Here is a 12,140-nt window from a genome sequence, read left to right as displayed (position 1 = left end):
ACCGCCGCGGCACGACCGGCGCTGGACGCCCGATGCCGGATGGGGATAGCTTGTCGGCCTTCATACGGGGAGCGATGCAATGGCCAACCAGGGGGGCGGACCCGTTCCGCAGCTGACCTTCCGCGCAGTGCTGCTGGCCATCGTGCTGGCGGTGATCCTGTCAGCGGCCAACGCCTATCTCGGGCTGTTCGCCGGCCTCACCATCGCCACCGCGATCCCGGCGGCGGTGGTCTCGATGGGCGTGCTGCGCCTGCTCGGCGGCGGCACCATCCTCGAGAACAACATCGTCCAGACCGGCGCCTCGGCCGGGTCGTCGATCGCGGCCGGCGTGATCTTCACGATCCCCGCTCTGATCATCCTCGGGTACTGGGACGACTTCCGCTACTGGTGGGTCCTGGCGATCGCGGGCCTGGGCGGCCTGCTCGGCGTGCTGTTCTCCGTGCCCCTCCGGCGCACGATGATCGTCGAGAATCCGTTGCCTTTCCCCGAGGGCAAGGCGGCGGCCGAAGTGCTCAAGGCCGGCGAGAATCCCGGCCCCGGCCTGCGGATCCTCGCACTGGCCGCGACCGTGGGTGCGGTGGTCAAGCTGGCCGCGCAGGGCGGACTGCGGATGATCCCCGACAACGCCGTGGGCTCCGGCTACGCCGGCAACTACCTGGCCTACATGGGCACCAACCTGTCCCCGGCGCTGCTCGGCGTGGGCTACATCGTGGGCCTCAACATCGGCATCGTGGTGCTGTCGGGCGCGATCCTGTCCTGGAACATCGCGATCCCGCTCTACCACGCCTTCTTCCTCGCCAGCGATCCGGTGCTCTCCACGCAGCTTGCGGGCGCCTCCGCGGCCGACGCGGCCGGTGCCATCTGGTCGACGAAGATCCGCTACCTCGGCGTCGGCGCGATGCTGATCGGCGGCATCTGGACCCTGTTCTCGCTGCGCAAGTCGCTGCTCTCGGGCGTGAAGAGCGGCATCGCCGCCGCGCGCAAGGGCAGCGGCGAGGCGGTGGCCGAGACCGATCGCGACCTGCCGATGAAGTGGATGCTGATCGCACTGCTGCTGTTCGTGATCCCGCTGCTGGTGCTGTACCAGGCCATCGTCGGCAACTGGTTCGTCAGCGTGCCGATGACGATCATCATGATCGTGGCCGGCTTCCTGTTCGTGTCGGTCTCGGCCTACCTGGCGGGCCTCGTCGGGTCGTCGAACAACCCGGTGTCGGGCATCACCATCGCCACCATCCTGTTCGCGGCGGCGGTGCTGCTGTTCCTGCTCGGACGCGATTCGCCGGTGGGCGCGGTCGCGGCGATCATGATCGGCGCGGTGGTGTGCTGCGCGGCGGCGGTCGGCGGCGACAACCTGCAGGATCTCAAGGCCGGCTACATCGTCGGTGCCACGCCCTGGAAGCAGCAGCTGATGCTCGGCATCGGCGCGTTCTCCTGCGCGCTGATCATGGCTCCGGTGCTGAACCTGCTGGCCCAGGCCTACGGCATCGGCGCGCCCACGCCGGACCAGCCGCAGTCGCTGGCCGCGCCGCAGGCCACCCTGATGGCGTCGGTGGCCCAGGGCATGTTCGGCGGCAAGCTGCCCTGGGACATGATCGCGATCGGCGCCGGCGTCGGCGCTGCGATCATCGCCTTCGACGAGTGGCTGAAGGCCCGCGCCTCCACCTTCCGCGTGCCGGTGCTGGCGGCGGCGATCGGCATCTACCTGCCGATCGAGCTGATGGTCCCGATCTTCCTGGGCGGCGTGCTGGCGTGGCTGGTGGAGCGCAGGCACGGCATCGATCGCACGGACGAGGTGGCGCGCGACCGCGTGCACCGGCCGGGCACGCTGTTCGCGGCCGGCCTGATCACCGGCGAGGCCTTGATGGGCATCGCGATCGCCATCCCGATCGTGGTCAGCGAGCGCGCCGACGTGCTGGCCGTGGCGGAATCGCTGCACTTCAACCAGTGGGTCGGGCTGGTGGTGCTGGCCGTGGTGGCGTGGATGCTCTATCGCAGCAGCACCCGCCCGCAGCCGGCCGTGGCGCCCGTGGAACCGGGCCCGCGCTGACGGCCGCAGGCGGAAAACACGACGTTCCGCCTTTGCGCAGCCCGCCCGCCGCCCCTACCATCGGGCTTTCCGTCCGGAGTCCACTTCCATGCCGCGCATCGCCCTGCTGACCCTGTGCCTGTTCGCCGCGCTGCCCGCGGTCGCCGACGCCCGCGGGCTGGAGGGCCGCGACCTGGCCGCGCTGGAACGGGTCTCGTCCCCGACGCTGTCGCCGGGCGGCGCGCAGCTGGTCTTCGCGCAGCGCTCCGTCGATTTGGAGGCCAATTCCTCGACCTCGGCTCTGTACGTCCGCGACCTCCGGACCCGCGACGCGACGCCGCCGAAGCGCCTGACGCCCGAGGGCTGGAACGTCAACTCGCCCTCGTTCTCGCCCGATGGCGCCACCGTCTATTTCCTCAGCGCGAAGAACGGCTCGCAGCAGCTCTACGCGATTCCGCTGGCCGGCGGCGAGCCGCGCCAGCTGACCGCGTTCGAGGTCGGGATCGGCACCTACCACGTTTCGCCGGACGGTGGCCGAGTGGCCTTCAGCGCAGACACCTTCGGCGAATGCGGCGCGGACTTCGCCTGCACCAAACAGCGCCTGGACGCGCGCAAGGACTCCAGGGTCAGCGGCGTGGTCTACGACCAGCTGTTCGTGCGCCACTGGGACACCTGGGCCGACGGCCGCCGCAACCGGCTGTTCGTGGCCGCGCTTCCGGCCGACCGGGGCACGCCCGTCGCCGCCGCCGGCGCCATCAGCGCCGAGCTCGATGGCGACGTGCCCGGCAAGCCCTTCGGGGGGCCGAGGACTACGCCTGGGCCCCCGATGGCCGGAGCATCGTGGCCAGCGTGAAGGTGGCCGGCCGCGAAGAACCCTGGTCGACCGACTTCGACCTCTATCGCCTCGACGCCGCCGGCAAGGCCGCGCCGGTCAACCTCACCGCCGACAACGCGGCCTGGGATGCCGGTCCGGTGTTCAGCGCCGACGGGCGGACGCTGTTCTACCGCGCGATGGCGCGCCCCGGCTTCGAGGCCGATCGCTATGCGCTGATGGCCCTGGACCTGGCCAGCGGCGAGCGCCGCGAGATCGCCCCCGGCTGGGACCGTTCACCGAGCAGCCTGCAAGCGTCCGCCGACGGCAGCGCTCTCTACGTGGCGGCGCAGGACACCGGCGAATACCCGCTGTTCCGCATCGACGTCGCCAGCGGCGAGGTGACGAAGCTGGTAGGCGAGGGCAGCGTGTCGTCCTACCAGGTCGAGGGCGACACCCTGGTGTTCAGCCGCAACACGATCGATACCGGCGACGTGATCTACGCCACCACCCTCGATGTCTCCAGCCTCCGTGCGATCACGCCGACGGCCGCCGAGCGCCTGCCCGACGTGGAGTTCGGCGCCTACGAACAGTTCAGCTTCGAAGGCGCGAAGGGCGCCACCGTGTACGGCTACGTGGTCAAGCCCTGGGACTTCCAGGAAGGCCGCGCGTACCCGGTGGCCTTCCTGATCCACGGCGGCCCGCAGGGCAGCTTCGGCAACGGCTGGAGCTACCGCTGGAACCCGCAGACCTATGCCGGCCAGGGCTATGCCGTGGTCATGATCGATTTCCACGGCTCCACCGGCTATGGCCAGGCCTTCACCGATGCCATCAGCGGCGACTGGGGCGGTGCGCCGCTGGAGGACCTGCAGAAGGGCTGGGCCGCGGCGCAGGAGAAGTACGGCTTCCTCGACGGCGACAGGGCCTGTGCGCTCGGCGCCAGCTACGGCGGCTACATGGTCAACTGGATCGCCGGACAGTGGAACGGCCCTTGGAAGTGCCTGGTCAACCACAACGGCGTCTTCGACACCCGCTCGATGGGACTGGTGACCGAGGAGCTGTGGTTCACCGAGTGGGAGAACCGCGGCACGGTCTACGACAACCCCGAGGCCTACGAGCGCCACAACCCGGCGCGGCACATCGACAAGTGGCGCGTGCCGATGCTGGTCGTGGCCGGCCAGAACGATTTCCGGGTGCCGATCGACCAGAGCCTGTCGACCTTCACCGCGCTGCAGCGCCAGGGCATCGAGTCGCAGCTGCTGTACTTCCCCGACGAGAACCACTGGGTGCTGAAGCCGCAGAACAGCGTCTTCTGGCACGACACCGTCAATGACTGGCTGAAGCGGCACATCGGCCGATAGCAGCAATCCGGCGCCCCCGGCCGCAGCGCGGCCGGTCGGGCGCGCCTGCATCCATCTTTTTCCGAACAGACAGGAACATCGCCGATGGCACCACACGCCGCCGCACCCGAAGCCGCCCAGGAAGCCGCCGCCATCGATGCCATGGATCCCGCCGGGGTGGTCGATGCGATCGATGTCGCCGCGCCGGTGATCGGCAGCGACATCGTCGTCTTCGGCCTCATCGCGGCCACGCTCGGGCTCATCTTCTGGCTCGCGTCGGGTCCGACGCCGTTCTGGAAGAAGTTCTTCGCCTGGGTGCCGGCACTGCTGCTGTGCTATTTCGTGCCCGCCATCTACAACACCACCGGCCTGATCGACGGCGAGGGCAGCGAGCTCTACTACATCGGCAGCCGCATGCTGCTGCCCGCCGCGCTGGTGCTGCTGACGCTGTCCATCGACCTCAAGGGCATCCTCAAGCTGGGGCCGAGGCTGCTGTTCGTGTTCTGCGCCGGTACGCTGGGGATCGCACTGGGCGCGATCGTCAGCTTCCAGCTGATGGAATGGGTCTGGCCCGCCGCCGTGGCGGGCGACACCTGGAAGGGCATGGCCGCGCTGTCGGGCAGCTGGATCGGCGGCGGCGCCAACATGGTGGCGATCCGCGAGATCTACGGCACCGACGCGACGCTGTTCGGGCAGTTCGCGGTGGTCGACGTCGCCATCGCCAGCCTCTGGATGGGAACCCTGCTGTTCCTCGCCAACCGCGCGCAGCAGATCGACGCCCGCAGCGGCGCCGACACCCGCGCCATCGACGAGATGAAGGAGCGGATCTCCGCCTACGAGGCCGCCAACGCGCGCATCCCGACGCTGACCGACCTCATGGTGATCGTGGGCGTCGCCTTCGGCCTGGTGGGCCTTGCGCACTTCGTGGCGGATCCGGCATCGGCATGGTTCAAGGCCAACGCCGCCTGGGCCAGCCAGTTCAGCCTGGACACGCCCTTCGTATGGGTGATCGTGCTGTCCACGCTGGGCGGCCTGCTGTTGAGCTTCACGCCCATGCGGCGCCTGGAGAACGCGGGCGCGTCGCGCGTCGGCACGGTGCTCCTGTACTTCCTGATCGCGTGCATCGGCATGCAGATGGATTTCATGAAGCTGGCCAACCGGCCGGAGCTGATCGCGATCGGCGTGATCTGGATGCTGGTGCACATCGTCGTGCTGTACGCGGCGGCGAAGATGGTGCGCGCGCCGCTGTTCTATTTCGCGGTGGGCTCGCAGGGCAACATCGGCGCGGCGGCCTCGGCGCCGGTGGTCGCGGCGGCCTTCCATCCCACGCTGGCGCCGGTGGGAGTCCTGCTGGGCACGGTGGGCTATGCCACCGGTACGGTCTTCGCCTATGGCATCGGCCAGGTCCTGCGGGTGATGGCCGGTCAGTAACCGTCTGCCGGATGCGCCTGCTGCGGCCCGTTGTATGACATCGACGGCCGCGGGGCGGCGTCGGAGGCCGCCACGCGGGCGGCGGCGTGATGCAGGGGCTCCGAGGTCGCGGTGTCGAGGTCCACGGTGATGCGCCGCTGCGCGGGATCGTCGCGGCCGCCCTGGATGGCGAACAGGCGGGCGCCGTCGGCGCTGCATGCCAGGAGATCGATGCGCGCGATGCCTGAGTCGCGCGCGCGCAGCGCGATGCAGCTTGCCGCGCTGAGCAGGCTGTCGGCGGGCAGCCGCGGCAGCCGTGTCGTGTCCTGGAGGTCCCGCAGGCCGCGGAGTGACTGGAGCACGAGCGCGGCCGCGCCCTGCGTCCGCGCATCGCGCGCCGCGGAAGGTTCCAGCGCGCTGATGACCGTGTCCATCGAGTGCCGGTCCAGTGCATGCGGGAGACGCACGACCGGCACTCCCCGCTGGAGGAAGGAGAGCGGATCCGGGTCGGGCAGCCGGATCCGGTGGCCGATCGGATCGGGCAGGACGGTGCGGGTCCGGATCATGTGCTCCTGGAGTTCGGTGAGGATGTCGTTGTCCACGGTGTAGCGCCGGACATGGCCGCTTTCCGCCGCGAGGTCGCGCACGTCGCGCGCGATGCCGAGCCGCTCCAGCGTCGAGTCGCGGACGCCTGCGGCATTGAACGTGACCGCGGCGACCCCCGTACGCAGCGAGGCCACCGCAGCGAGGCCGCCGCCGAGCGAGTGCCCCGTCATGCCCACCAGTCGGGGGCCCAGCGCTTCGCTCACCTCCGTGGCCAGTTCCACGGCCTGCCGGTACTGGGGGGCCGGCAGGCCCGCCGCCTGCCGCAGATTGCCGATCCAGTCGACGGGTTCGTCGGACCCGCGGAACGCGAGGATGTAGCCGTGACCGGGATGGACGTAGAGCCGGGCGGCGAATCCGGTCTGTCCGTCGTGCAGCGGCGAACCGGCGACACCCAGGCCCGCCAGCTCCGCAGCGGACACCACCGACCAGCCGCCCACGGCGCCGCCATCCCCGGCATAGACATCCCGCGCCAGCAGCGCGAGCGTCCGGTCCAGGGCATGCGGCTGCCGGCCGGCAAGATCGCTGTCCGTCGCGGTGCGGCGCGGCGGGGGCGCGGGAAATTCCCGTGTCCTGTCCATGTCACCGTCCCTGTGACTGCCGGATCCGGGCCGGCCCCCGGTTCCGCGCTACTCCGGGCTGCCTCCGGAGCCATCGTCGAGCAGGCGCCGGATGCGGGCGATGTCCTCGCGGGCGGCCTGGTTGAGGAAGCGCTCGGGCCCGGCGAAGAGATAGCGGTCGAAGGTATGACCGCGACCATTGCGCGCCCCCGGATCGGCGCCCCCCTCCAGCAGGAGCAGCGCGTGGCCCGGCGTCCCGATCTTCGCCGCGACATGGAGCGGCGTGTTGCCCGTCCCGTCGGCCTGGTCGGGGTTGGCGCCGGCGCGGAGGAGCAGGGCGATGTGGGCATCGTTCCCCTCCCGGATCGCCGAGGTCAGGGGGCCATGGCCGTGCAGCGCCGGCGTGTCCAGGTCTGCGCCCCGCGCGATCAACGTCGCCAGGAACCTGGAATCGTGGACCCGGGCCGCGAGATGGATCGCCGACTCCCCGTCCATTCCGTTCACGTGCGGATCCGCGCCCGCATCCAGCAGGGCCTCGAAGCCGGCATGGCTGTCGGCGAGGATCGCCCACTCCAGCAGGGTCACCTGCCTGTCCCCGCGTGCGTCGAGGTCGACCCACGGCGCGAGGCGCCTCACCGCGACCACATCGCCCGCCCGGGCCATGACCGCGATCTCCGCCATGCGGGCATCGTCGGGAAACGCCCGTCCCGCGAGTTCCAGGTCCATCCTTGAAACCTCCCGGTTGCCGCAGCCGGACAGCAGCAGGCCGGCGGCGGACGCGGACAGCAGGAGTGCCAGGGGGAGAACGCGACAGGTACGCATGGTGTCATCCGATGACGTGCGATGTCGGGTCCACGCTACGTCACCCGCCGGATCGCGGGCAATCGGAGAATTCCCACCCCGCCGGCCCGTACGGCCGGCGGATGCGCATCAGCAGCAGCGGAAGCCGCCGCGCCCGCCGTAGCGTGCTTCCTGCCGTTCGCGGAAGAAGGTCGGGTAGTCCATTGGCTCCCGGTCCGGGTGCTTCTCGAGCACGTGCCGGACGTAGTTGTCGTAGTCCGGGATGCCGCAGCACAGGCGCGCGGTCTGCAGAAGCCTGCGCCACACACGCCTGTGGGTGGCGAAATAGTCCAGCGGAACCAGCGCGCCGGCCATCAGAGCCAGGCCTTCTGCTGTTCGGGCGTCAGCGCCACGTAGGGCGTTTCGCGGTCGGTGCGCGCCGGGTTCGCACGCGCCTTGCGCACGGCGCCGACCGAGTAGACGAGGACGGCCAGCACCACGAACATGAAGAGCGCGGTCAGGCCGGCGTTGACGTAGTTGTTGAACATGATCTGCTGCATGCCGCCGAAGTCCTTCGACGGCGCGATCAGGTTGCCGGCGACGATCGCGTCGCGGTAGCGGTTGGCCTGGGCCAGGAAGCCGACGCCCGGATCGGCGTCGAAGATCTTGATCCAGCCGGCGCTGAGCGTGCAGGCCAGCAGCCACGCGGTCGGCACGATCGGCACCCAGGCGTAACGGTCCTTCTTCATCTTGAACAGCACCACCGTGCACAGCATCAGCGCGATGCCGGCCAGCATCTGGTTGGCGATGCCGAACAGCGGCCACAGCATGTTGATGCCGCCCAGCGGGTCGGTCACGCCGACGTACAGGAAGTAGCCCCACAGCGCCACGCAGCCGCCGGTCGCGATGAGGTTCGCGCCCCACGACTCCGTCCTGCGCATGGCCGGCACGAAGTTGCCGAGCAGGTCCTGCAGCATGAAGCGCCCGGCGCGGGTGCCGGCGTCCACCGCGGTCAGGATGAACAGTGCCTCGAACAGGATCGCGAAGTGGTACCAGAACGCCATCATTCCCTCGCCCGGAATCACCGCATGGAAGATCTGCGCGATGCCCACCGCGAGGGTCGGCGCGCCGCCGGCGCGCGAGATGATCGAGGCCTCGCCGACGTCGCTGGCGGTCTGCGTCAGCACCTCGGGCGTGACCACGAAGCCCCAGCTCGAGACGGTCTCCGCAACGGCCACCGGATCGGTGCCGATCAGCGCCGCCGGACTGTTCATGGCGAAGTACACGCCCGGGTCGATCACCGCGGCCGCGACCATGGCCATGATCGCCACGAACGACTCCATCAGCATGCCGCCGTAGCCCAGATAGGTCGCATGGCGCTCGTTGGCCATCAGCTTGGGCGTGGTGCCCGAGGCGATCAGGGCGTGGAAGCCCGACACCGCGCCGCAGGCGATGGTGATGAACAGGAAGGGGAACATGGAGCCCTTCCAGACCGGGCCGCTGCCGTCGATGAACCGGGTGAGGGCCGGCATCTTCAGCTCCGGCATGACGATCAGGATGCCGACGGCGAGACCGAGGATGGTGCCGATCTTGAGGAAGGTCGACAGGTAGTCGCGCGGCGCCAGCAGCAGCCAGACCGGCAGCACCGCGGCGACGAAGCCGTAGCCGATCAGCATCCAGGTGATCTGCACGCCGGTGAAGGTGAAGGCCGGGCCCCAGGTCGGGTGCGCGGCGACCTGGCCGCCGGACCAGATCGCCAGCATCAGCAGCACCAGTCCGATCACCGAGATCTCGCCGATCTTCCCGGGACGGATGTAGCGCATGTACAGGCCCATGAAGATCGCGATCGGCACCGTGGCGATCACGGTGAACATGCCCCAGGGGCTTTCCGCCAGCGCCTTCACGACGATCATCGCCAGCACCGCGAGGATGATGATCATGATCAGGAAGGCGCCGAACAGCGCGATGGTCCCGGGCACCCGGCCCATTTCCCCGCGCACCAGGTCGCCCAGCGAGCGGGCGTCGCGGCGGCTGGAGATCACCAGCACCATGAAGTCCTGCACCGCGCCCGCGAGCACCACGCCGGCGATCAGCCAGAGGGTCCCGGGCAGGTAGCCCATCTGCGCCGCCAGCACCGGGCCGACCAGGGGGCCGGCGCCCGCGATCGCGGCGAAGTGGTGGCCGAACAGCACGTGCTTGTTGGTGGGCACGTAGTCGAGGCCGTCGTTGTGGACCATCGCCGGCGTCGCCCGCGAGGCGTCGAGGTTGAACACCCGGTCGGCGATGAAGCGCGCATAGAAGCGGTAGGCGACGAGGTAGATGGACACCGCGGCCGCCACGATCCAGAGCGCGTTGATCGACTCGCCGCGGCGCAGCGCGATGGTTCCCAGGCAGAAGGCGCCCAACAGGGCGAGGGCTGCCCACGCGAGTTTTCCTGCCGGACCTTTCATTGTCGCCTCGCGTCGTGATGGGACGCGGAAAGGGTCGCGCCTGCGGCCTCCGGGGTCAATCGTATTGCATCGCACAATGACGAGCGGCGGCTACGACTTTGGTCGAGGTCCGGTCCGCCACAACACCGCCGCCAGTGCCAGCTGGACCGGCAGCAGCAGCGCGATCCAGTGACCGTTCCGCTGCGACTGCAGCGGCATCCAGAGCAGGAACGGCGCCACCGCCACGCCGGCGACGACCGCCGCCAGCACGACCCGGAAAACCGTCCCGCCCTCGCCGCCGCGGGCGATCCGCCAGGCGCCGGGCAGCAGCAGCAGGCAAAGCGGGTTGAACAGCAGCAGGTTGTGGTTGGCCCAGCCGTAGCGGTGCGCAGTGCCCAGCCAGATGTAGAGCATCAGGGCGCCGAGCGCCGTGCACAGCAGCCAGGCGGGAAGCGCCACCGCGGCGACCGCGCTCGGTCGCGAACGCCCGGCCCAGGCCAGCACGGCCAGTGCCAGGCCCGCCAGCAGCCAGGGCCACCACGCCACGCGCCGGGGCTCGGGTTCGGGTCCCAGCCGGTGCGGCAGCAGCACCTCCTCGCGCAGCACCAGGGGGCGGCCATCGGGCAGGCGCGCGTCGCGCAGGGCCTGCGCGAGCCGCATCGGCACGAAGGCATCGTCCCAGAGCGAGTTGGGGCGGTCGGACGCGGGGCCGAGGCCGAGGTCGAAGCCCAGCGCCATGAGCGGCGCCGGGCGGGCCAGGCGCACCGCTTCGCTGCGGTAGGTATTCCCCTGGGAGCGGACCTGCAGGCTGCGCGCCAACTGGCCGCCCAGCGCCGTATCCAGTGCGTCGCGCACCCGGGTCGAACAGTTGTCGGTGAAGTAGTTGTAGCTATAGGCCGCGTTCGCGGGCAGTGCGTTCCATGCCAGGCGTGCGGCCAGTTCCGCGGCCGCCGCGTCGTCGAGGTCGAGCCACTGGATCGAGGCGCCGCGCCCAACGCTGCCGTAGTAGGCGAGGTCCTGCGCCAGCGGCATCGCCGCCAGGCGGTAACGCATCTCGCCGTGGATGAAACGCCGCTGGAACCCGGGCTCGTCGGGATCGAACAGGCCGAAGTTGTAGGACAGCGGCGGCCCGGCGGCGGGATCGTCGACCACGATCGCATTGTGGCCGAAGCGTTCGAAGAAGATCTCGCCCGGCTGCATCGTGACCACGCCGATCCGCGGTACCGCCAGGGCAGGCAGGGCAAAGGCGAGGACTGCGAGGAGCAGGGCCGGCAGCGCGATGGCGCGCGCGCGGCGCGGCTCACTCCCCATGGATCGACAGGTGCAGGGCATGCAGCCGGCGTGCGTCGGCGCTGGCCACGCGGAAGCTGAAGCGCCCCAGGGTGAGCTCCTCGCCGGCTTCGGGCAGGTGGCCGATGGCCGCGGTCACCAGGCCGCCGATGGTGTCGTACTCGTCGTCGTCGAAGTCGGCGCCGAAGCGCTCGTTGAAGTCTTCGATCGGGGTCAGGGCGTCGACCACGTACTGGCCGTCGGCCTGGGCGGCGATCAGGGCTTCCGGGTTCCCGGCCTCGTCGTGTTCGTCGTCGATCTCGCCGACGATCTCCTCCAGCACGTCCTCGATGGTGATCACGCCGGCCACGCCGCCGTACTCGTCGATCACGATCGCCATGTGGTTGCGCGACTGGCGGAACTCGCGCAGCAGCACGTTGAGCTTCTTCGACTCGGGGATCAGCACCGCCGGACGCAGCAGCTCGCGCACGGTGCGGGGTCCGTTGTCCGCGACCACGCCGCGCAGCAGGTCCTTGGCCAGCAGGATGCCGAGGATCTCGTCCTTGTCCTCGCCGTGCACCGGGAAGCGCGAATGGCCGGATTCGACCACCTGCTTCATCAGCTCGATGAAGCGCGCGTCCACCGGCAGCGAGACCATCTGCGAGCGCGGCACCATGACGTCGCCCACGGTCATGTCGGAGACGGCGATCGCGCCCTCCATCATCCGCAGGGTGTCGGCCTCGATCAGGCCGTCGGACTGCGCGTCGCGCAGCAGTTCGACCAGGTCGTCGCGTGTGTCGGGCTCGCCGGTGATCGCCGAGCCCAGGCGCTCGAGCCAGCTTCGCCGGCGCTCCGGAGGGTCGGGGGTGGCGCTGGTACTGCCGCTGCTACTGTCGTCTTCTGACATCTCGC

The 12,140-nt window shown here is 70.0% G+C and carries 8 protein-coding genes and 1 pseudogene; 3 read left to right on the top strand and 6 right to left on the bottom strand.

Annotation, left to right across the window (positions count from 1 at the left end; all coding sequences use genetic code 11):
• Positions 1 to 79 precede the first annotated feature (79 nt).
• The 3 genes and pseudogenes from FPZ22_RS04090 to FPZ22_RS04080 all read left to right on the top strand — a co-directional run bounded on the left by FPZ22_RS04090 (position 80) and on the right by FPZ22_RS04080 (position 5,608).
• A complete protein-coding gene (locus FPZ22_RS04090; protein ID WP_144890637.1) occupies positions 80 to 2,047 on the top strand; it encodes an OPT family oligopeptide transporter in 1,968 nt (655 codons plus the stop codon).
• Between the two features lie 88 nt (positions 2,048 to 2,135).
• Positions 2,136 to 4,198: pseudogene (locus tag FPZ22_RS04085) on the top strand (dipeptidyl-peptidase 5).
• A 141-nt stretch (positions 4,199 to 4,339) separates the two neighbouring features.
• Positions 4,340 to 5,608 (top strand): DUF819 family protein, encoded by a 1,269-nt coding sequence (locus FPZ22_RS04080; protein ID WP_144893925.1) that lies wholly within the window; start codon positions 4,340 to 4,342, stop codon positions 5,606 to 5,608.
• Here the strand turns inward: FPZ22_RS04080 and FPZ22_RS04075 are convergent.
• The 6 genes from FPZ22_RS04075 to FPZ22_RS04050 form a co-directional block, all read right to left on the bottom strand.
• Entirely contained in the window at positions 5,602 to 6,771 is a 1,170-nt protein-coding gene (locus tag FPZ22_RS04075; RefSeq protein ID WP_144890634.1) for a Tle-like phospholipase domain-containing protein, read from the bottom strand. The two genes, FPZ22_RS04080 and FPZ22_RS04075, sit on opposite strands and share 7 nt — an antisense overlap.
• Positions 6,772 to 6,819: 48 nt before the next feature.
• Positions 6,820 to 7,572, bottom strand: coding sequence for an ankyrin repeat domain-containing protein (locus FPZ22_RS04070; RefSeq protein ID WP_144890632.1), 753 nt, complete (start codon positions 7,570 to 7,572; stop codon positions 6,820 to 6,822).
• A 108-nt stretch (positions 7,573 to 7,680) separates the two neighbouring features.
• Positions 7,681 to 7,905, bottom strand: a complete 225-nt coding sequence (locus FPZ22_RS04065) for a YbdD/YjiX family protein (RefSeq protein ID WP_144890629.1) — start codon at positions 7,903 to 7,905, stop codon at positions 7,681 to 7,683.
• Positions 7,905 to 9,980, bottom strand: a complete 2,076-nt coding sequence (locus FPZ22_RS04060; protein ID WP_144890627.1) for a carbon starvation CstA family protein — start codon at positions 9,978 to 9,980, stop codon at positions 7,905 to 7,907. Before FPZ22_RS04060 ends, FPZ22_RS04065 begins: the two co-directional genes overlap by 1 nt.
• A 90-nt stretch (positions 9,981 to 10,070) precedes the next feature.
• Positions 10,071 to 11,270, bottom strand: a complete 1,200-nt coding sequence (locus FPZ22_RS04055) for a lipoprotein N-acyltransferase Lnb domain-containing protein (protein ID WP_144890624.1) — start codon at positions 11,268 to 11,270, stop codon at positions 10,071 to 10,073.
• Positions 11,260 to 12,135, bottom strand: coding sequence for a CorC family transporter (locus tag FPZ22_RS04050; protein ID WP_144890621.1), 876 nt, complete (start codon positions 12,133 to 12,135; stop codon positions 11,260 to 11,262). Before FPZ22_RS04050 ends, FPZ22_RS04055 begins: the two co-directional genes overlap by 11 nt.
• Between the last annotated feature and the right edge of the window lie 5 nt (positions 12,136 to 12,140).

The sequence above is a fragment of the Luteimonas granuli genome (assembly GCF_007795095.1).
GTDB lineage: Bacteria > Pseudomonadota > Gammaproteobacteria > Xanthomonadales > Xanthomonadaceae > Luteimonas > Luteimonas granuli.
The sequence above is the reverse complement of the archived record's forward strand: the minus strand, read 5'-3'. Positions and strand labels throughout refer to the sequence as shown.

Coding starts and splice junctions, on each gene's coding strand:
- FPZ22_RS04090 (WP_144890637.1), top strand. CDS start 80: ATGGCCAACCAGGGGGGCGGACCCGTTCCGCAGCTGACCTTCCGCGCA.
- FPZ22_RS04060 (WP_144890627.1), bottom strand. CDS start 9,980: ATGAAAGGTCCGGCAGGAAAACTCGCGTGGGCAGCCCTCGCCCTGTTG.
- FPZ22_RS04055 (WP_144890624.1), bottom strand. CDS start 11,270: ATGGGGAGTGAGCCGCGCCGCGCGCGCGCCATCGCGCTGCCGGCCCTG.
- FPZ22_RS04070 (WP_144890632.1), bottom strand. CDS start 7,572: ATGCGTACCTGTCGCGTTCTCCCCCTGGCACTCCTGCTGTCCGCGTCC.
- FPZ22_RS04080 (WP_144893925.1), top strand. CDS start 4,340: ATGGATCCCGCCGGGGTGGTCGATGCGATCGATGTCGCCGCGCCGGTG.
- FPZ22_RS04050 (WP_144890621.1), bottom strand. CDS start 12,135: ATGTCAGAAGACGACAGTAGCAGCGGCAGTACCAGCGCCACCCCCGAC.
- FPZ22_RS04075 (WP_144890634.1), bottom strand. CDS start 6,771: ATGGACAGGACACGGGAATTTCCCGCGCCCCCGCCGCGCCGCACCGCG.
- FPZ22_RS04065 (WP_144890629.1), bottom strand. CDS start 7,905: ATGGCCGGCGCGCTGGTTCCGCTGGACTATTTCGCCACCCACAGGCGT.